This is a genomic window from Thermomonas sp. (assembly GCF_035369645.1).
Taxonomy (GTDB): domain Bacteria; phylum Pseudomonadota; class Gammaproteobacteria; order Xanthomonadales; family Xanthomonadaceae; genus Thermomonas.
This window is the reverse complement of the sequence record NZ_DAOOUM010000023.1, coordinates 15,945-35,922: the sequence shown is the minus strand read 5'-3', so window position 1 is coordinate 35,922 and position 19,978 is coordinate 15,945. Positions and strand designations below refer to the sequence as shown.

The following is a 19,978-nucleotide window of genomic DNA, read 5'->3' as shown; positions in this document are numbered from 1 at the left end:
TGCGACAACCCGCTGGTGGTGCAAGGCCCGGGCGCCGGGCCAGAGGTCACCGCCGCCGGTGTGTTCTCGGATCTGCTGCGGCTGGCCGCTGCGCTGGGGGCCAAGCTATGAGCGCCGCACCCGAACAAGCCCGTGCATTTTCACCCGGTTCGGTGGGCAATGTGGGGGTGGGGTTTGACATCCTTGGCCATAGCATCGAAGGCATCGGGGATACCGCCAGCGTGCGCCGCATCGACGCGCCCACGGTATGCATCAAGGCCATTCGTGGCAGTGTCACCGATCTGCCGCTGGAGGCTGCACGCAACACCGCCGGGCAATCCCTCATCGCCCTGCGTGAGGCGCTGGCGTTGCCGTTTGGCTTTGAGCTAGAACTCGACAAAGGCATCCCACTGGGGTCCGGGCTGGGCGGTTCGGCGGCGTCGTGCGTGGCGGCACTGGTGGCGGCCAATGCCGTGTTGGATACAGCGCTGTCTGCGCACGATCTCTACCCGTTCGCGCTGGCCGGCGAGGCAGTGGCCAGCGGCGGCAAGCACGGCGACAACATCGGCCCGATGTTGCTGGGCGGGCTGGTCTTGGCCACCGCAGACAGCTTGACGCAAGTCGCGGTGCCCGCGCATTGGCATGCTGCGGTGGTGCATCCCCATGCCATTTTGGAAACCCGCCGCGCCCGCGCCGCGCTGGCAGGCAGCTATGCCCTGCATGAGTTCGTGGCGCAAAGCGCCAACCTTGCACAAGTGCTGCTGGGCTGCGAACGCGGCGATGCCGCACTGGTGCGCAAAGGTTTGTCTGATGTCTTGGTAGAACCGCGCCGCGCGCCGCTGATCGAAGGCTTTGCACAGGTCAAACGCGCCGCACTGGATTTAGGTGCACTGGGTGCCAGCATCTCCGGCGGCGGCCCCAGCGTATTTGCCTGGTTTGTATCCAAACATGCCGCCACCCAAGCTGGTGCCGCAATGGCGCAAGCCTTCGCCCACGCCGGGTTTGCCAGCGACATCCACATCACCCCGATTGCCGGCCCCGCCGCACAGGTCCTTTGACATGCTCATGCTCAGCACGCGCGGCAACGCGCCACAGGTCTCCATCAGCACCGCGATTGCCGCCGGGCTCGCTCCCGATGGGGGGCTATACATGCCCGCCACACTGCCGCAGTTTTCACCACAAGATTTTGCCGACGACACCCATTTGGTGCAGGTGGCGCAGCGCCTGTTACGGCCATTTTTTGCCGGCGATGTCCTGGCCGCACAACTCGATGCCATTTGCGCAGCCGCGTTCGCGGTGGAGCCGCCGCTGCGGCGTTTTGGTGACCATGGCGACTACATTCTTGAGTTATTTCACGGCGCAACCGCTGCGTTCAAGGATTATGGTGCGGGCTTTTTGGCGGCGGCATTGTCGGCGTTGCCGCAGGGTGAAAAGCCGCTGACCATTGTCGTCGCCACCTCCGGTGATACCGGCGCGGCGGTGGGTGCCGCCTTCCACAACAAACCCAATGTGCGCGTGGCGATTTTGTACCCCGATGGCCGCGTGGCACCGCGCCAAGCGCACCAGTTGGGTTGCTTTGGCGACAACGTGCGCGCGTTTCGCGTGGATGGCAGTTTTGATGATTGCCAAGCCTTGGTCAAAGCGCTGCTGTCCGATGCCACGTTCAAGCAAGAGGTACCGTTGGGCTCGGCCAATAGCATCTCGCTGGGGCGGCTCTTGCCGCAGATGGCCTATTACGCACACGCCGCGCTGGGCCACTGGCGCAGCACCGGCACCTTGCTGAATTTCGTGGTGCCCACCGGCAACTTGGGCAATGCCACCGCCTGCGTGCTGGCCCGCCACATGGGCCTGCCGATTGGCGACATTGTCCTTGCCAACAATGCCAACGACGTGCTGACCAAGTTTTTTGCCGGCGGCGACTACACCCCACAGCCCAGTCTTTCCACACTCGCCAATGCGATGGATGTGGGCGCGCCCAATAATTTTGAGCGTCTGCAATATCTGTACCCAGACCCCGCTGAACTACGCCGCGCCCTGCGCGCTGACACGGTCAACGATGCCGAGATCCGCACCACGATTGTCCAAGCGCACGCACACCACCACGAAACCATCTGCCCGCACACCGCCTGCGCCGTGCGCGTCCTGCAACGCCTACGCAGCGCAGGCAGCACCGGTGACTGGGCTGTCGTCGCCACCGCCCACCCGGCCAAATTCCCGGAAGTGGTAGAGCCCCTGGTGCAGCACACGATTGCTCCACCGCCTGCGCTGGCGGCGATGTTGGCACGACCGAGCACCGCGCAACCGCTGGCAAATGATGTGGCAGCGCTGCGAAAAACACTGGGTAATGATGGGTAATAACGGTGCCAGAGACACTTCCTGATCGTCCATGACGCACAGCACCAGAATGCGGCGTAGGCTTGCCAAACAAGATCGGAAGGTCTCCACCCTTTTACAATCGTCCGTGGAAACGGGGTGACCCTCCCCCGACAAAGGCAAACCCATGCTGCGGAAATTGCTTGGTATCGTGATGCTCTGCTGCACACTAGCCGCCCTGCCCCGTGCGCAAGCTCAGGCCGCGCCCGATGGAACGCACGTTCGCGTGCTGGATAGCTGGCCCGGGGGCCAGGATGTCCTGCTTGGCCGGAACCAGAATTTTTATCTCCACCTCGCATTCGAAGCACACCAGCCGACAGGTCTATGGGTCGTGCCGATGTATCGCGGCAAGCCCGCGCATGTGGGAACCAGCGGATCGCCGATGCACAATGGCAACGGAGAAGCGGTCGTCTGGTTCTTCCTGTTGGATCCGTCCGCCGAAGTGGACGAAATCCGCATCCAGACCGGCAGTGGTGGCCCCGGACAGCAGCCGATGATCAGTGTGTGGCGCGGCAGCGTGCGTAGCGGCGGGATGACATCGGATCTACCGAATCCCGAATGGCTGGACCGACTGATGCCCGAGCTCGCCGCACGCGCAGCCAATTCATCGAACCCAGGCCCTCCCCGACCGCCGCGTCAGGAATCGATAGCAGGCGTGCTGCTTATGGTTCTGTTCTGGCTCCCGGGCATCCTGGTTCCGTTGGCGACAGCCTGGTTCCTGCGTGGCGGGTGGCGTCTCGCGTTGCTTGTCCCCGCGGCAGTGGCAGGTTTCGGCACAGCCCAGTTCGCCGTGGATGTCTACCGTGATGCAACCTCGCACAACCTGTGGCCGTTCGAATTGGTCATGTACACCATGGCATCGTTCATTGGCACGGCGCTGATCCTCGTCATTCGCGCATTGGTACATGCACGCCGAAGAAGCAAACTGGGCTAATTGCCCTAGGGAAAGCCTGAATTGTTCAGATGTTCCCTGACAGATAAAATTTCTTGGGTCGTCCCAGCCACGAGCAACCGCTGATGGATGGTGTGCGAGTGCTGCGAGAAACCCTGCAGATATGCCTAGAGTCCTCCGGCATATCGTCAATGTCACTTCGGCACATCGCAATATCGGAGGTCGGATTGGCCGAATGCCGCTACTACTGCGATAATTATCACGTTCCGGCCCCGTAGCTCAGCTGGATAGAGCGTCCCCCTCCTAAGGGGAAGGTCGCCCGTTCGAATCGGGCCGGGGTCACCAATATTTCCAACACGCGCGTCGTTGCAGCGGGGCAGCAAGTTCTGGGTAGGCATGTGACCGCCTTCTTCGTCCTGTATCTGTTCCAACCCGTGCAATACCCGCCACGACTCACCGGAGGTTTCGCCATGTCCCACCCCGTCCTCACCGCCCTTGGGCTTTCCGCTACTGAATCCGGCACTTATCTTGGCAATGGCGAATGGTCCAAGACCAGCGATGCCGGCGTGCTGGAGCCCATCAACCCGACCACCGGCGAAGTGCTGGGCCATGTGCATGCATCCTCGCAAGCCGATTACGAATTGATCATTGCGCGTGCCCAGGCCGCGTTCAAGGTGTGGCGCACCACCCCGGCCCCGCGTCGTGGCGAGGCGATCCGCCTGTGCGCCGATGCGCTGCGCACGCACAAGGACGCACTGGGTTCGCTGGTGGCGCTGGAAATGGGCAAATCCAAGCCGGAAGGCGATGGCGAAGTGCAGGAAATGATCGACATCGGCGAATTCGCGGTGGGCTTGTCGCGCCAGTTGTACGGCCTGACCATGCACAGCGAACGCCCCGGCCACCGCATGTACGAGCAGTGGCACCCGATCGGCATCGTGGGGGTGATCAGTGCGTTCAACTTCCCGGTGGCGGTGTGGGCGTGGAACAGTTTTGTGGCGGCCATCTGCGGTGACATCACCGTGTGGAAGCCCTCGCCCAAGACCCCGTTGTCGGCGATTGCATCGATGAAGATCTGCAATGAGGCGCTGCGCGCCGGCGGCTTCCCCGACATTTTCTTCCTGTTCAACGATGCCGGCAGCGAGCTGGCGCAGCAGTTTGTGGATGACACGCGCGTGCCGCTGATCAGCTTCACCGGCAGCACCAAAGTTGGCCGCATGGTCGGCGAAAACGTGGCACGCCGGATGGGCCGCAGCCTGCTGGAATTGGGCGGCAACAACGCGATCATCGTCGATGAAACCGCCGACCTGAAACTGGCCATCCCGGCGATTGTGTTTGGCGCAGTGGGTACCGCTGGCCAGCGCTGCACCACCACCCGCCGCTTGATCGTGCACGCCTCCATCTACGCCGATGTGTTGGCCAAATTGATCACCGCCTACAAGCAAGTGGAGGGCAAGATCGGTGACCCCACCGACCCCGCCAACCTGATGGGCCCACTGAATAGCCGTGATGGCGTGAACGCTTATCTGGATGCCATCGCCAAGGCCAAGGCCGCCGGCGGCAAGGTGGAAACCGGCGGCACCGCCATCGACCGCCCCGGCAATTTCGTGCTGCCGGCGATTGTGACCGGGCTGACCAATGATGCCGCCATCGTCCAGCACGAAACCTTCGCGCCGATTCTGTACGTCATGCCGTACACGGATTTGAACGACGCGATCGACATGCAAAATGCGGTGCCGCAGGGGCTGTCGTCGTCGATTTTCACCACCAATTTGAAACGTGCCGAAGCCTTTTTGGCTGCATCGGGTTCCGATTGCGGTATCGCTAATGTCAATATTGGCACCTCGGGTGCAGAAATCGGTGGTGCGTTTGGCGGCGAAAAAGAAACCGGCGGTGGCCGCGAATCCGGCAGCGATGCGTGGAAGGCGTATATGCGCCGGCAAACCAATACCATCAACTATTCCGACTCCCTGCCGCTGGCACAGGGCATCAAGTTCGACCTCTAAGAGGCCATCCCCATGAACACCCCGCTCCGCCAAACCAATTCGCTTGCCGTGGTCAGTCTTGTCTGCGGCATCCTGGGCTGGACCTTGCTGCCCTTTCTGGGCAGCATCATCGCCATCATCTGCGGGCATATGGCGCGCAGTGAAATCCGGCGCTCGCCGGACACCCAAGAGGGCGACGGTTTGGCCGTCGCGGGGCTGGTGATGGGCTATCTGGTCATCGCGTTCTCGGTGTTGGCGGTGATCGGGGTCATCTTGTTCTTTGGCGGGCTGGCTGCTTTTGTCGCGCTGGTCGGCGCAGGGCACTAAGTCTTGTACTCGCTGGCGCGCCCGTTTCTGTTTGGTGTCGATGCCGAGCGTGCGCACGGCATGGGCCTGCTGTCGCTAGAAGCCGCCTACCGCTGCGGTATGCGCAGCTTGTTGGCCAAACCGCCGCGACCGATGCCAGTCAAGGTGCTGGGTTTGGAGTTTCCCAACCCGGTAGGTCTTGCCGCCGGGATGGACAAAAACGGCGCGCATATCGATGCACTGTTGGCACTGGGGTTTGGGTTTGTCGAAGTGGGCACGGTCACCCCGTTGCCGCAGTCCGGCAACCCCAAGCCGCGCATGTTTCGGCTGCCGCAACACGAAGCCGTGATCAACCGGATGGGCTTCAACAACGAGGGTGTGGACGTACTGGTGCGTAATGTGGAACGTGCGCGCCGCAAGTCCGGTTTGCTGGGCATCAATATCGGCAAAAACAAAGACACGCCCAACGTGGATGCCGCCGCCGACTATTTGCTGTGCCTGCGCAAAGTGTATGCATTGGCCGACTACGTGGCGGTCAATATCTCCTCGCCCAATACCGCCGGCCTGCGCGAGCTGCAAGAAGAACAGACCCTGCGCAAGTTGGTGTCGGTGTTGCGCGACGAGCAAGAAAAATTGGCCGCCAAGCACGGTAAGCGGGTGCCGGTCTTGGTAAAAATTGCGCCGGATCTTTCGGAAAGTGATATCGACGCAGCAGCGCGGGTGCTGGGTGATTTGCAGGTGGATGGCGTGATTGCCACCAACACCACGATTGCGCGCGATGGCGTGGCCGATGCCGTGCACGCCAACGAAAGCGGCGGCCTGTCCGGCGCGCCGCTGATGAGCCAAGCCACCACCGTGCTGCGCATGCTGCGCACACGCTTGCCCGACACCATTCCATTGATCGGTGTGGGCGGCATTTTGCACGGTGCCGATGCCGCCACCAAGCAAGCGGCCGGCGCGGTTTTGGTGCAAACCTATACGGGGTTGGTGTATCGCGGCCCGGCCTTGATTGGCGAATGCGTGGATGCCCTGCGTCGGCGCAAAGAAGCCCCCAGCCGTGGGCATTTGCCACCCGAATGAGCACCAGCAGCGGCAGCGGCTACCGCTTGTTTGAAAACGTGCGTCTGGATGCACGCAACACCTTTGGCGTGGCCGCGCGTGCGCCGCTGTTGGTAGAAGTCAGCAACACCACCGCGCTACCGGAATTATTTGGCTACGCGATGCTGCGTGATGCGCCGTTACTGGTGTTGGGTGGCGGCAGCAATCTGCTGTTTGCCGGTGACCCGCAAGGCGCGGTGCTGGCACTCACCGCGCAGCAAATCTGCATCGTGGAAGAAGACAGCAGCCACGCCATCGTGCGTGCCGACGCCGGCGTCATTTGGCATGATTTTGTGCTGTGGACGCTGGGGCGCGGCCTGTGTGGGCTGGAAAACCTAGCGCTGATTCCCGGCACCGTGGGGGCTGCCCCCATCCAAAATATCGGTGCTTACGGCGTGGAAGTGCGCGCCTGCATCCATGTGGTAGAAGCCTTCGACCGTCAGTGCGGCGGCGTGGTGCGCCTTGTTGCTGCTGACTGCGCGTTTGCCTACCGCGACTCCTGCTTCAAACATGACCCAGACCGCTATGTGGTGACGGCGGTGGAATTTGCACTGTCACGCAATGCCGCCGCAATCTTGAGTTATGCCGGCATTGGCGAAGAACTGGCCGCGATGGGTGTCACCCAGGCACCGCGCGCCACGCAAGTGGCCGAAGCCGTTATCCGCATTCGTCGCCGCAAACTGCCAGACCCGGCAGTGCTGGGCAATGCTGGCAGCTTCTTCAAAAACCCTATCGTGCCCACCGCAGTCGCCACATCACTCTTGCAAGAACACCCAGCACTGCCGGTGTTTCGCGCTACCGACGACGGCAACCGCAAGTTGTCGGCGGCATGGTTGATCGACCAATGCGGCTTTAAAGGTCATCGCGACGGTGATGCGGGCGTCTCCAGCGAACATGCCTTGGTGTTGGTCAACCATGGCCACGCCAGCGGCTTGCAATTGCTGGAACTGGCCCGCCGCATTGCGGCCGCAGTGTTCGCGCGCTTTGGGGTGCCTATCGAACCTGAACCCCGCATCATTGGCGCACGCTGGTGAGCCGCAACACCGCCACATGAACCACCGCCCCCACACCAACCACACCCGTGCTGCCTTGCTGATGGTGGGCAGCACCTTGGGGTTTGGGCTGATGGCAATCTTCATCCGTCTGGCTTCCAAGACGGTTCCCACGTGGGAAGTGGCGTTCTTCCGCAATGCGTTTGGGTTTTTGGCCCTGTTGCCGATATTGGCGCTCCCCGCACTGCGCCAACCCAAGCCGGCTGCTGCATTGGCCGCCAGCGTGCGCACCACCCAATTGCCGCGTTATTTACTGCGCACCGCGATTGGCATTGTCAGTATGTTTTGCGGGTTCTGGGCGATTGCCCATTTGCCGCTGGCGCTGGCGATTTCGCTGACGTATTCGTCCCCCATCTTTGTCACCCTCGCCGCCATTGTGATGCTGGGTGAAAAGGTGCGCGCACGCCGCTGGAGCGCGGTGGCGCTGGGGTTTTTGGGCGTGTTGATCATCGTGCATCCGTGGTCGCATGCGTTCAGCGCCGGCAGTCTGGTGGCGGTAGCCGCAGCCATGCTCAGTGCCCTGGTGGCGATCCAGATCAAGCAATTGTCGGCCATCGACAAGGCCGACACCATCGTGTTTTGGACGTATGCGCTGTGGGTGCCGATGTCCTTGCTGCCGGCGCTGTGGGTGTGGCAGTGGCCATCTGGCATCACTTGGCTGTGGCTGCTGGCCACCGGGATGATGGGCACCTTGGGGCAGCTTTTGTGGACGCGCGCGTTGAAGCTGGGCGATGTGTCGGCGCTGACCCCGATCAGTTTTATGCAGTTGCCGGTGGTCACCTTCGCCGGCTGGTTGCTGTTCAATGAAACGGTGGATGCCAATACCTTGATCGGTGCCGGCATCATCTTGTCATCGACGTTTTACATTGCCCATCGCGAAGCCGTGCTGGCGCGCAAAGCCGCCACCGGCGCGCCCTGCGAGGCCAAGCTGCCGGGGGAGTGAGTTCAGCGTAACTGCGGCCGATGCGTTGACACCTGCGCCTCGCTGTCTTCGGTGTCACGAATATTGTTGACCATCCGCACGTGGTCTGCATCCAGCGTCTCCGGCTTAGCCTGCAACAGTGGGACAACATAGCGGTTGCGTAACGCATCGGCAGCCGCCACCTCACCACGCTGGCGCAGCAAGCCCTCCAGATTCCATGCCGCATCAATCGTCTTGATGTCCTGCGCGCCCAATGCCGCTTCCCGCAGCGCCAGCAATTCCCGATACGAAGCAATCGCCAGCGCCTTGTCGCCCAAGGCTTCCGCCGCTTGCGCGCGGATGTCGTAGCCCATCTGCACTTGTGGATGTTTGTCGCCCAGCACCTTGCGGCCCAGCGGTAAAAACGCATCCAGCTGCACCATCGCGGCCTTGGGCTGCCCAGCTTGTTGCAAGGTGGCGGCACGGTTGAGTTGGATAAACAAGGTGTCCGGATGTTGCGGCCCCAGCAAGCGTGTGCGCGCCTGTGCAACCTGTTTTTGTAATGCCATTGCCGCATCAAACCGCTTGAGCCGCGCTAAAATGGAAGACAGATTCAAGATGGCTTTCAGCGTTTGCGGGTGATCTTCCCCCAGCACTCGCGTGCGTGCGGCCACCACCTGTTCGGCAATCGGCAATGCCTGCTCGGGCTTGCCGCTGTCGTTCAACATATTGGCCAAGTTGCCCAACTCGGACAGGGTTTGTGGGTGCTCAGCACCTAAGCGGCGGGTTTGCGTGGCCACCAATTGCTGCTGCAAGGCCACCGCGCCGGGTTTGTCCCCGGTCAGGATGCGCATCACGGCCAGATTGTGTTGCGCGCCCAAGGTGTCGGTTGCGTCCTTGCCCTGCACTTGCATTCGCATCGGCACCAAAGCCTCCATCAAGCGACGGCCAGCTTGCGGTTCGCCCATTTTCCCCAATAACACCGACAAGCTCTGGGTTACGTCCATGGTCACCAGATCGCGCTCACCACGCAGTTGTATGGCTTGCGCACGCAAGGCTTCAAGCAGTTTGCGCGCAGCCGGACGATCGCCCAAAGATGCCGTTGCTTCGGCCTGATTCAAGCGCAACTTGAGGCCAATTGGATCGGCTTGCAGCAACTGCTGCGCCTTGGGCAACACCGTGTCCAGCAAGGCCATAGCAGCTTTGGGCTGGGCATCCTCCAGCAACGCCGAGACCTGCTGTTGGCGCGCAGACAAGGTTTTGGGCGATGCCGCCCCCAAGGCTTTGCTGCGGTAATCGGCCACCTGTGCAAACCCGGCGGCGGCTTGTTTAGGCAGGCCCAATGCCAGCCGCACCTTAGCCACCGACTCGCGCAAGTCCGCTGCTAGCCCTGCATCGTGGGCAAAATCATGCGTGATGGCGCGCTCGGCATTGACCAGAATATCTTGATCGATCAAACCGCGTGCTACGTCAGCGGTGCTGGTACTTGCCAGTGCCGCATTCAAAGCAACGGCTGCTTCCGGTGCATTTTGCTGCATTTGTGCACGCAGCCCATTGGCCATCCCCAGACCCATCGCCTCGATGTCGATCCCCTCCAACATCGACTGCTGGAATGCCGCCACTTTTTCCAATTGCGTATTGCGCTGTTGCGCAATGGCACGCTGCGCCTGCGCTTGTAACAAGCCATACACTGACACCGCCAAGCCACCGACCAAGGCCAGGCTGACCACTGCCGCTGCCATCATGCCGGTGCGATGGCGTTGGGTAAACTTCAGCCAACCATATCTGCGCGACGCGGGGACTGCCTGCAATGGGTAATGGGTCAAGAACCTGTGCAAGTCTTCTGCCAATGCCGCCGCACTGGGGTAGCGTTCATTGCGGTCATACCGCATCGCCTTGGCGACCACATAATCCAGCTCGCTGCGCAACACTTTATGCATGCGCGGCAACGATGCGTGGCGTGCTGCCAGCACGGCCCCAGCATCGGCAGGTGACAGCGTGGAAAGTTGTTCGGAGGGCAACCGCAGTGTGTGCGCATGGCTGGTCTGGGTTTGCCCGTTGGTCTGCGGACGCTGCCCGATCAGTAATTCGCACAGCACCACGCCCAATGCATACACATCACTGCGGGTGTCCACACTTGCTTGCGCGCTAGTGGCCTGCTCTGGACTCATGTAGTCGGGGGTACCGGCCACTTCAAGCCCCTGCCCCAAGCTGCTGGCAGTAGCAATCCCAAAGTCGATGATCTTGGGTAAAGGCCGACCATCCACCTCATCCACCAATAAATTCCCTGGCTTGAGATCGCGATGGATCACGCCCTTTTGATGCGCGTGCTGCACGCCTTCACACACACGAATAAACAACGCGATACGCGCCTCCAGCGATAGCGCATGATCATCGCAATATTGGGTAATCGGGCAACCTTCGATGAATTCCATCGCAAAATACGGATGCCCATCCGGGGTTGTGCCAGCATCAAAAATCTGTGCGATGGCCGGATGCCGCATCTGTGCCAACAGCTGACGTTCCACTTCAAAATAAGCAATGTGGCGGGTATCCAAGCGCTGCGTGCGCAGCAATTTGAATGCCACAGTACGATTGACCGGTTCCAACTGTTGCGCACGGTACACATCACCCATGCCTCCGCGCCCCAAGAGCGCTTGGATACGGTAATGCCCCAACATCGCCCCTGCCGGCAACTGCCCCACGTCTAGCGCCATGGCAGTCACACCCCCGGTGGGCAACAACTCGGTACTATCCGGATCGTTGTGCATGGCTTGCTCTATTCCTTGGCTACTCTCTGGTCGTGCTGCGCAAATTGCCACCAGCGCCACGCATCATGCCATCAACTGGCGCTACACTCGGGTGACGCTTACGACTTGCCTGCATGAGCCACGACCCCGAACAAACCGAAACCACCCAGCGCACGCTATATAGCGATGGGCCATTACGACCCACGCGACGTTCGGCCTGCGTGGTGGTGATCCATGGCGAAGGGCTGGGCCGGCGCTTGGATATCGGGCATTTGCCGGTCTGCATTGGCCGTACCCCAGAGTCAGACCTGCAAATTGCGCATAAAAGCGTGTCGCGTCGGCACTGCGAAATACGTCTGGATGACAACCGATACATGCTGCGCGATCTGGGCGCAACCAACCCAACCCGGCTCAATGAGTCACGGCTTGCCAATGAACAAGCATTGGCCGACGGCGACCAAATCACGGTGGGTGAAAGCATCCTGAAATTCATCAGCCACGACAGCGTGGAAGCCAGTTATCACGAAGAAATCTATCAACTGGCAATTCATGATGCGCTGACAGACCTCTACAATCGCCGGCATTTTTGTGAAATGGCGGACAAAGAAATCGGGCGCGCACTGCGGCATCAACGGCCACTGGCCTTGTGCATCATCGATGTGGATTTGTTCAAACCCATCAATGACCGATACGGGCATATTCAGGGCGACGAGGTGTTGCGCAAGATCGCCACTATCGTGCGCACCCATGCACGCGGCGAAGATGTCGCAGCGCGTATTGGGGGCGAAGAATTTGCCCTACTCTTGCCAGAATGCGACCTTGCCACCGCCACGGACTGTGCCGAACGCCTGCGGCAGGCAGTCGCAGAGACGGGGTTTTATTTGGTCAGCGAACGCCTGCCTATTACCATCAGTATTGGTGTCACCGTACTGGCACAAAATCGCATGACTCGAAGTACGCTGATGGCCACTGCCGACGCCGCCCTGTACCGTGCCAAGCATGAAGGCCGCAACCGGGTGTGCGTGGAAGCCTAGAGCAAACATCGCAAACGACGCCGCAGTCTGGTTACAAATAATCCTCGATGCGCACGGCCGCCAGTTGGTCGGCGCTTAGGTATTTTTCGGCATACTCGCGGTACACGCCCGAGTGCAAAAACAACGCAAACAAATCGGGGTCCAAGTGCTGCTCGCGGCACATCTTGGCCATGATCGACAGCGCTTCGGCCAAGGTTTTACCGGGTTTGTAGGGGCGATCGGCGGCGGTCAGTGCTTCAAAAATATCGGCGATCGCCATCATTCTGGCCTCGGTGCATAACTGTTCGGCGTTGAGGCGGCGCGGGTAGCCGGTGCCGTCCAATTTTTCGTGATGGCCACCGGCAATTTCAGGTACCCGCCGCAAATGCTTGGGCAGCGGCAACGCCGCCAGCATGGTGATGGTCAACACGATATGTTGGTTGATCTTGTAGCGTTCTTCTTCGGTCAAGGTGCCGCGGCGGATGCCGAGGTTATGCAACTCACCGTGGTGGTATAACAGCTCCGGCACATCCATCGCAAAGCCCCAATGGCTGTCCTCTGGGATGTGTTCGGAAGGCGGGCGCGGGATGCGGTGCTCGGGTTTGTCGGCCAATAGCCACTCGTCCACCGGCAACGTGGCGGCGGGCGTTTGCCGACGCGCAAGCTCATCGCGCGACAGCCCCAAGCGGTCATCCAAAGTGCGCTGCCAACGCCGTGCACCGATGGCATGCAGACGCTGCACCTTGTCGTCTGACATATATTCGCTACCCACATTGCAACTGGCGACGAATGCAAATTCTTCATCCAACTGCTGTAGCAATGCATCGCGTTGCGCGCGCAGGCTGGGCTCGTCGCCAGCTTGCGCCAACCCGCGCCAATACACGATCTCGGCATCGCGCTTGAGCACTTCAAAACGGGTGCGGATTTCGTGGATGCGGTTGTGCACCGTCTCCAACTTGGTGGCCTTGTCCACCACGTACTCGGGGGTGGTGACTTTGCCGCAATCGTGCAACCAACCGGCGATGTACAGCGCTTCCCACTGTTCTTCGTCCAAGCCGTAACCGGCAAACGGCCCCTCGGTTTTATCGCAGGCCGCGCGCGCCAGCATGAAGGTCAACTCCGGCACCCGCGTGCAATGCCCGCCGGTGTATGGGCTTTTGGCGTCGATGGCATCGGCAACCATGCGGATGGTGGCGTCCACCATGGCTTTCTGCGCACGCAAAAGTTCCTGGGTTTCCAGCGCGGTGGCGGCGCTGGCGGCCAGTGCTTCGATGAAGCTGGCGCTGGTGGCATCCACCTCGCCATCTTTGAACAACACCAGCATGCCCAGCAGCGACTCGCGGCGATCCAGCAACGGCACCACCAGGGCCGACGCATCGGCAAAGCGTGCATCCACCCCCAGCACGGTCAATTCATCCGGTGTCAAACGGCTGCTGACACGCTGCAAATAGGCACGCGCGCGGGCCATTGCCTCAGGCATCGCGTGCGGATCCAATGGTGGCAAGTCCGGCGCAGGTTTGGCTTTACCTCCTTCCACATCCAGCGCCGCTGCGCGCAGCTCTTCACCGGATGCATCGGCCAAGTACAACAAGCCACCGCGCGCACCGGCAATGTCCACCAGCTTGTCCAACAGCCACGGACGCAGTGCGTCAAAATCGGTCTCGGTGGCCAGGCGGCGGTTGATCCGCAAAAAACGCCGGATCGCATCACGCATCAAATCAAACCCTGCGGCCAGCTCCTCGATTTCACGCACCGACGAGCGAATGACCGGGTGATCGGTGAAATCAAAACGGCGCACGGCTTCTGCCTCATGCGCCAAGCGTGTCAGCGGTGCGGAAATACGCCGCGCCATCAGCAAAATGAGCAATGCGGCAATTGCGACTAGCACCGCAAATTCCCACAAGCCTGGCACCATATCTTGAAACCAGCGCAACACCACCGCGGTGGCCGCCACTAAACCAAGTGGCAACAACGTGATGTGCAGATAGAGCGGCGCGCTGGTGCGCTTGGCTTCCATCCTCGTCCCCCCGACGTCTCTGGCTCCTTGAATACTAACGTAATCAGCCGCAGGAAAAGGTCATGCCGGTACGTTCAAGGCGTAGTGCGTCTCCACATAGGCGTCGATCAGCGCAACAAACTCGTGGGCAATGTTGTCGCCGCGCAGCGTCACCGACTTTTCACCATCCACAAACACCGGTGCCGAAGGCGCTTCGCCCGTGCCTGGTAGCGAAATGCCAATATTGGCGTGACGCGATTCACCCGGCCCGTTGACCACGCAGCCCATCACCGCCAGCGTCATGTTTTCAGCACCCGGGTGACTGATTTTCCATTCCGGCATCTTCGCGCGGACGTGTTCTTGCACCACCTTCGCCAATTCTTGAAAAAATTCCGAGGTGGTGCGACCACACCCTGGGCAGGCGGTGACCATCGGCGTGAAGGCGCGCAGGCCCATGGTTTGCAGCAATTCTTGGGCGACGATGACTTCCTGCGTGCGTGAGGCCCCTGGCTCCGGCGTCAGCGAAATGCGAATGGTGTCGCCGATGCCTTCTTGCAGCAGCACGCCCAGCGCGGCACTGGACGCCACAATACCTTTGCTGCCAATGCCGGCTTCGGTCAGGCCCAGATGCAAGGCAAAATCGCTGCGCGCGGCCAAGTCGCGATACACCGCCACCAGCTCCTGCACGCCAGAAACTTTTGCACTCAAAATGATGCGCTCGGCCGGCAAGCCCAACGCCACCGCCCGCTGCGCGGATTCCAGTGCCGATAAAATCAACGCCTCGCGCATCACCCGGCCGGCATCCCAAGGCGCGGTGCGTTGTGCGTTTTCGTCCATCAAACGCGCCGCCAATGCTTGATCCAGCGAGCCCCAATTGGCCCCGATGCGCACCGGCTTGCCGTAGCGAATGGCGAACTCGATCAACTGCGCAAACTGGGTGTCTTTTTTTTTGCCGAAGCCCACATTGCCGGGGTTGATGCGGTATTTGGCCAGCGCCTGCGCGCAGGCTGGCTCGCCGGCCAGCAGGGTATGCCCGTTGTAGTGAAAGTCGCCGATGATGGGCACGTTCACGCCCATCATCGCCAACCGTTCCACGATGCGCGGTACGGCGGCGGCGGCCTCGGCGGTATTCACGGTGATCCGCACCAGCTCGCTGCCGGCACGCCATAACTCGCCAATCTGCTTGGCGGTGGACGCCACATCGGCGGTGTCGGTATTGGTCATCGACTGCACCACCACGGGCGCGCCGCCACCAACCTGCACCCCGCCAATGGCAACGGAACGGGTCAAACGACGGGAAAGTGGACCAAAGCGGTCAGGAATATGGGTGGTCATGCCGCCATTTTACGCTTAGCCATAACGTGTATGGCTAAGCGTAAATCGCGTGTTTGCGCCGTATCCTATCGCCATGACTCGCGATGACCGCATCCTCACCCCCGCCCAGCTCAACACTTTGGCCCGCGACCTGCTGGAAGGCAGCTTCCCCAATGTGCTGGTGGAAGGTGAAATTGGCAATCTGGCGCGGCCAAGTTCGGGGCATGTGTATTTTACGTTGAAAGATGCCCGCGCGCAGGTGCGTTGCGCGCTGTTCAAACCCAAGAGCCAATGGCTGAAGTTCATCCCCCGCGAAGGCATGCAGGTGGTGGTGCGTGGCCGCTTGACCGTGTACGAAGCACGCGGCGATTACCAAATGGTGCTGGACACCATGGAAGAGGCCGGCGAAGGCGCGCTGCGTCGTGCCTATGACGCGTTGCTGGCCAAGCTGCAAGCCGAGGGCGTGTTTGCTGCCGAACGCAAGCGTTCACTACCCGCATTTCCACACCGTATCGCCGTGCTCACATCGCCATCTGGTGCAGTCATCCGCGACATCATCAGCGTCCTGCGGCGACGCTTTCCGCTGCTCGATGTGGAACTGCTACCGGTGCCGGTACAGGGTGATGTGGCCGCCGCCCAGATCCGCGACATGCTACTGCGTGCCGACGCCAGCGGCCGCTATGACGTGCTGGTGTTGGCGCGTGGTGGTGGCTCATTGGAAGATTTGTGGGCATTCAATGACGAAGCCCTTGCACGCACGATTGCAGCGTGCACCACACCGGTAGTGTCGGCGATCGGGCACGAAACCGATTTTTCACTCAGCGATTTTGCTGCCGACTTGCGCGCACCGACACCGTCCGCTGCGGCTGAATTATTGACCCCCGATGCCACCACGCTGGCCACCCATGCGCGCACGCTGCATCGGCAGTTACAGGCTCGCCAAACCCACGTATTACAGCAGGGCATGCAGCGTGCCGATCGTGCATTTTTGCGCTTGCAAGCTTGCCGCCCACAGGCCCACCTGAAGGCGCAAGCACTGCGCGCACAGCAACTGCGCATGCAGCTGGATGCAGTGCTGGTGCGGCAACTGGCCTTGCATGCTGCCACCTTGCGCCATGCAAACGGCGTGCTCCGCGCCCGCCATCCACAGCAGCACATCGCGCACTTGCGCGAACGCCTCGTGCAGCTGCAACAACGCCCGCAAGCCCTGATTGCACAACGGTTACAGCGTGAGGCTTTGCACCTGCGCGGGCTGGCGCGCTCACTGCATGCCATCAGCCCACTGGCGACGGTGGCGCGTGGCTATAGCATTTTGCAGCAAGAACACGGGCGCATCGTCCGCAAAGCCGATGACACCCAGCCAGGTGACACATTGCATGCGCGCATCAGTGATGGTCAGCTGCGCTTGCAGGTGTTGGACGTGCGCTATACCACCTGATCGGGTAGCGCCATCAAGCCCTCACCCGACAAGGGGGACGGCAGGCTGTACAGGAAGCCTTGCGCATAGGTGCAGCCCAGCTCACTGAGGCGGTCACGTTGCTGCTGCGTTTCTACGCCTTCGGCGATTTGCTCGATGCCCAGACTATTGGCCAATGCCACGATGGCGCGGATCACGGCCACGCTTTCGGTACTGGCTTCGCCATCCAGTCCGGCCACAAAACTGCGATCAATTTTGAGGCTGGCAATCGGGAAGCGATGCAAGTAAGACAGCGCCGAAAAGCCGGTGCCAAAATCATCCAACTGCGCCAAAACACCGTGCCGACGTAACAGATCCAAGCATTCCAGTGTGCGCGGCGCATCGTCCAGCAAGGCCACTTCGGTGATTTCCACCCGCAGGCGCGCAGGCTCCACCGCATGCAGCTCCAGCAGCGCCAGCAACCGGTTGGCAAAATCAGGCACCCGGAAATGTCGTGGCGACACATTGATGGCCACATATCCCGGCAGCGCGTGCTGCGCCATATCCGTGATTACCCGCGCGTACATCAGCCAGTCGATTTGCTCGATCAAGCCGCTTTCTTCGCCTACATCCAAAAAATCCCCGGGGGTGAGCAAACCCTGTTGCTCGTGCTGCCAGCGCAGCAAAGCCTCAAAGCCCACTGTTGCCCCGGTTTGCATGCTTACGATTGGTTGGTAATACGGCAGGAAATTTTCGGCCTGAATGGCGCGCCGCAAGTCGGTTTCCAAATCCAAGCTACGAATGGCCTCACGATGCATCTGTTCATCGAACATCGCACAACGATCGCGGCCATCACTCTTGGCGCGATACATCGCGGCATCGGCATCGCGCAACATTTCTTCGCCGCTGCGATAGCGCGAATGCCAGACCGCAATCCCGATACTGGCCCCCGGATACAATTCGCGCCCGGCAACCCACACCGGAATGGATAGCGACGCCAATACCCGGTTGGCCAATTCTTCCGCCATTTCCGGGCCATCCAAGCCTTCTGCAAGGATGGCGAATTCATCGCCACCCAAACGCGAGACCATGTCGCTGCTGCGCACGCTGCCAACGATGCGACGCCCCACCTCGATCAGCAACTCATCGCCCACCGCATGACCCACGCTGTCGTTGACCAGCTTGAAGCGGTCCAGATCCATGAACAGCACGGCGAAGCACGCCTCCGGGTGATGGCTTGCTACCGTGATCGCGTGCGTCAGTCGCTCCAACAATTGCACGCGGTTGGGCAGGCCAGTCAACACGTCATGGGTGGCCTGATGAATCAATTTACGTTCAGCACGTAGGCGCTCACCGATCTGCTCCACCAGCTCCGCATTGGCTTCGGCCAGTTCGCGGGTACGTTCACTGACCCGTTGCTCCAGACTGGAGTGCGCCTGCATCAAGCGCTCCTGCGCCAGTTTGCGGGCCAAACCACTGCCGATATGAATGGCAACGAAGGTCAGCAGATCTTGGTCACGGTAGTTGAACATGACATCGCGCGAATAACTTTGCACCGCGATCACGCCAACAACTTTATCCTCCCGCATGAGCGGCACGCCCAGCCAGCATTGCGCCAGACTGCCATGCCCACGCACCTTGCCCTCGGCTTGTAGCGACGCGATAAGCTCCCGATCGGCCAACATCGGCTTGCCCGTGCTCAGGACATATTCGGTCAAACCGTCGGCTGGCTTGCGTGGCTGGCGTTCCTGGTCACGCTCGTCCACCGAGTACGGGAACTCCAACATGCTGCCGTCTTCGGACAGTGTGGCAATGTAAAAATTTCGCGCATACAACAAGCCACTGACAGCCTCGTGAACCTCGGCATAAAAATGCCTAAGACTCTCGCTGGTCATCGACAATTCCGCAATGCGAAACAGCGCACGCTGGATGTTCTGGATGCGTTTGCGTTCAAATACCTCTGCTTTCAGATCTTCATTGGTTCGCTGCAATTCAGCGGTGCGCTCCGCCACGCGCACCTCCAGCCGATTGCGGGCCTCGCGGCGCTCCAATGTCGTCAGTACGTGCTGCGCCACGAACGCCAGCAAGATGCGGTCATCTTCCGAATAAGCATTGGGCTCTAGGTAATGCTGTACCACCAACGCACCAGCGACATGTTCATCACGGCTCATTGGCACACCCAACCAATCCGCACTGTCGGGGCCACTGGTATCTGAATGCGAAATGCCATGCATTTCGCGCAGCGCCCTCGAAGGGCCGCGCAAGGTTTCACCGGATCGCAACAAGTGCAGCGTCAGGCTGTCTTCGGCTTCGGCGACAGGTATTTCCAGTTCCGGGTCATTCACGAATGGGTCGAGTTGATCGACAAAATAAATGAACCGCATCGTCTGCTGGCGATCATCGTAGCGGACGATGTAAAAATTCTCGGCATACATCAACTCGCCCACAATGGCATGCACGCGGCGCAGCATCACCGGGAGTTGCAAATTACTGCCGGCAAGATCGGCGATTTCGTACAAGGCCTCACGCAGTTGCTCAGAGCGCTGCAAAGTGTCGATTTTGCTATTGGCGAACTCCAGCCGCGCTGCCTGTTCCACCAACAACCGCGCCATATGCATCCAGCGCTCGATGGCATCGTGGCTCATCGGTTGTGGACTGCTGAATACCACGCACAGCGCAATACCTTCGGGACCAATCCATGGCAGCCGCAACGCGCCATCAATGGGCTCGCCAGCACCAAACAATTCGCTGCCTTTGCCTAATGTCGAATGTTGCCATTCGACCCGCACACGGGCTCCGATAGGCAACAAGCGCGCCATTTGTTCAGCAATTCCAGCAAACGCACCCTTGCGCCGCCGAGGTGCGGGATCAGCAGAAGTACGGGGAATTGCGGTCAAGGTGGCGTTCATCTTTGCGCATATTGCCT

Annotated in this window: 15 protein-coding genes and 1 tRNA gene; 12 read left to right on the top strand and 4 right to left on the bottom strand. The window is 60.7% G+C overall.

All coding sequences use genetic code 11. The features are described 5' to 3' along the window. From PK789_RS11635 to PK789_RS06130, 10 genes are all read left to right on the top strand, one after another. Positions 1 to 111, top strand: a 111-nt coding sequence (locus tag PK789_RS11635) for a hypothetical protein (RefSeq protein ID WP_503011911.1), incomplete at its 5' end; no start/stop codon positions are given. After that, entirely contained in the window at positions 108 to 1,037 is a 930-nt protein-coding gene (locus PK789_RS06170) for a homoserine kinase (RefSeq protein ID WP_324307764.1), read from the top strand. The genes PK789_RS11635 and PK789_RS06170, both read left to right, overlap by 4 nt. Position 1,038: 1 nt before the next feature. Continuing rightward, the gene (thrC, locus tag PK789_RS06165; RefSeq protein WP_324307762.1) at positions 1,039 to 2,334 is read left to right on the top strand and encodes a threonine synthase; all 1,296 of its coding nucleotides are present in this window, start codon (positions 1,039 to 1,041) and stop codon (positions 2,332 to 2,334) included. Between the two features lie 145 nt (positions 2,335 to 2,479). After that, entirely contained in the window at positions 2,480 to 3,286 is an 807-nt protein-coding gene (locus tag PK789_RS06160) for a hypothetical protein (protein ID WP_324307761.1), read from the top strand. A gap of 226 nt (positions 3,287 to 3,512) precedes the next feature. Further along, positions 3,513 to 3,589 (top strand) — tRNA-Arg (locus PK789_RS06155). 125 nt (positions 3,590 to 3,714) lie between these two features. After that, the gene (gene amaB / locus PK789_RS06150) at positions 3,715 to 5,247 is read left to right on the top strand and encodes an L-piperidine-6-carboxylate dehydrogenase (RefSeq protein WP_324307759.1); all 1,533 of its coding nucleotides are present in this window, start codon (positions 3,715 to 3,717) and stop codon (positions 5,245 to 5,247) included. A 12-nt stretch (positions 5,248 to 5,259) separates the two neighbouring features. Further along, positions 5,260 to 5,553: a DUF4190 domain-containing protein gene (locus PK789_RS06145; RefSeq protein ID WP_324307757.1), complete on the top strand. Its 294-nt coding sequence runs from the start codon at positions 5,260 to 5,262 to the stop codon at positions 5,551 to 5,553. A gap of 3 nt (positions 5,554 to 5,556) precedes the next feature. Further along, positions 5,557 to 6,612, top strand: coding sequence for a quinone-dependent dihydroorotate dehydrogenase (locus PK789_RS06140; RefSeq protein WP_324307756.1), 1,056 nt, complete (start codon positions 5,557 to 5,559; stop codon positions 6,610 to 6,612). Further along, complete coding sequence (murB, locus tag PK789_RS06135) at positions 6,609 to 7,664, top strand: UDP-N-acetylmuramate dehydrogenase (RefSeq protein ID WP_324307755.1); 1,056 nt, start codon at positions 6,609 to 6,611, stop codon at positions 7,662 to 7,664. Before PK789_RS06140 ends, murB begins: the two co-directional genes overlap by 4 nt. Positions 7,665 to 7,680: 16 nt before the next feature. After that, positions 7,681 to 8,625: a DMT family transporter gene (locus tag PK789_RS06130; protein ID WP_324307753.1), complete on the top strand. Its 945-nt coding sequence runs from the start codon at positions 7,681 to 7,683 to the stop codon at positions 8,623 to 8,625. Positions 8,626 to 8,627: 2 nt separating this feature from the next. On the opposite strand, the gene PK789_RS06125 is transcribed toward PK789_RS06130, so the two are convergent. Next, positions 8,628 to 11,354, bottom strand: a complete 2,727-nt coding sequence (locus PK789_RS06125; RefSeq protein ID WP_324307752.1) for a serine/threonine-protein kinase — start codon at positions 11,352 to 11,354, stop codon at positions 8,628 to 8,630. A 113-nt stretch (positions 11,355 to 11,467) separates the two neighbouring features. Here PK789_RS06125 and PK789_RS06120 point away from each other — a divergent pair, with 113 nt between their 5' ends. Further along, complete coding sequence (locus tag PK789_RS06120) at positions 11,468 to 12,367, top strand: GGDEF domain-containing protein (RefSeq protein ID WP_324307750.1); 900 nt, start codon at positions 11,468 to 11,470, stop codon at positions 12,365 to 12,367. Positions 12,368 to 12,398: 31 nt separating this feature from the next. Here PK789_RS06120 and PK789_RS06115 read toward each other — a convergent pair whose 3' ends face one another. Then, complete coding sequence (locus PK789_RS06115; protein WP_324307748.1) at positions 12,399 to 14,363, bottom strand: HD-GYP domain-containing protein; 1,965 nt, start codon at positions 14,361 to 14,363, stop codon at positions 12,399 to 12,401. A gap of 60 nt (positions 14,364 to 14,423) precedes the next feature. After that, the gene (ispG, locus tag PK789_RS06110; protein ID WP_324307746.1) at positions 14,424 to 15,677 is read right to left on the bottom strand and encodes a flavodoxin-dependent (E)-4-hydroxy-3-methylbut-2-enyl-diphosphate synthase; all 1,254 of its coding nucleotides are present in this window, start codon (positions 15,675 to 15,677) and stop codon (positions 14,424 to 14,426) included. A gap of 73 nt (positions 15,678 to 15,750) precedes the next feature. Here ispG and xseA point away from each other — a divergent pair, with 73 nt between their 5' ends. Continuing rightward, positions 15,751 to 17,094 (top strand): exodeoxyribonuclease VII large subunit, encoded by a 1,344-nt coding sequence (gene xseA, locus PK789_RS06105; protein ID WP_324307744.1) that lies wholly within the window; start codon positions 15,751 to 15,753, stop codon positions 17,092 to 17,094. On the opposite strand, the gene PK789_RS06100 is transcribed toward xseA, so the two are convergent. Continuing rightward, positions 17,082 to 19,961, bottom strand: a complete 2,880-nt coding sequence (locus PK789_RS06100; RefSeq protein ID WP_503011910.1) for a bifunctional diguanylate cyclase/phosphodiesterase — start codon at positions 19,959 to 19,961, stop codon at positions 17,082 to 17,084. The two genes, xseA and PK789_RS06100, sit on opposite strands and share 13 nt — an antisense overlap. Positions 19,962 to 19,978: the final 17 nt, after the last annotated feature.

Coding starts and splice junctions, on each gene's coding strand:
- PK789_RS06170 (WP_324307764.1), top strand. CDS start 108: ATGAGCGCCGCACCCGAACAAGCCCGTGCATTTTCACCCGGTTCGGTG.
- thrC (WP_324307762.1), top strand. CDS start 1,039: ATGCTCATGCTCAGCACGCGCGGCAACGCGCCACAGGTCTCCATCAGC.
- PK789_RS06160 (WP_324307761.1), top strand. CDS start 2,480: ATGCTGCGGAAATTGCTTGGTATCGTGATGCTCTGCTGCACACTAGCC.
- amaB (WP_324307759.1), top strand. CDS start 3,715: ATGTCCCACCCCGTCCTCACCGCCCTTGGGCTTTCCGCTACTGAATCC.
- PK789_RS06145 (WP_324307757.1), top strand. CDS start 5,260: ATGAACACCCCGCTCCGCCAAACCAATTCGCTTGCCGTGGTCAGTCTT.
- murB (WP_324307755.1), top strand. CDS start 6,609: ATGAGCACCAGCAGCGGCAGCGGCTACCGCTTGTTTGAAAACGTGCGT.
- PK789_RS06130 (WP_324307753.1), top strand. CDS start 7,681: ATGAACCACCGCCCCCACACCAACCACACCCGTGCTGCCTTGCTGATG.
- PK789_RS06125 (WP_324307752.1), bottom strand. CDS start 11,354: ATGCACAACGATCCGGATAGTACCGAGTTGTTGCCCACCGGGGGTGTG.
- PK789_RS06120 (WP_324307750.1), top strand. CDS start 11,468: ATGAGCCACGACCCCGAACAAACCGAAACCACCCAGCGCACGCTATAT.
- PK789_RS06115 (WP_324307748.1), bottom strand. CDS start 14,363: ATGGAAGCCAAGCGCACCAGCGCGCCGCTCTATCTGCACATCACGTTG.
- ispG (WP_324307746.1), bottom strand. CDS start 15,677: ATGACCACCCATATTCCTGACCGCTTTGGTCCACTTTCCCGTCGTTTG.
- xseA (WP_324307744.1), top strand. CDS start 15,751: ATGACTCGCGATGACCGCATCCTCACCCCCGCCCAGCTCAACACTTTG.
- PK789_RS06100 (WP_503011910.1), bottom strand. CDS start 19,961: ATGAACGCCACCTTGACCGCAATTCCCCGTACTTCTGCTGATCCCGCA.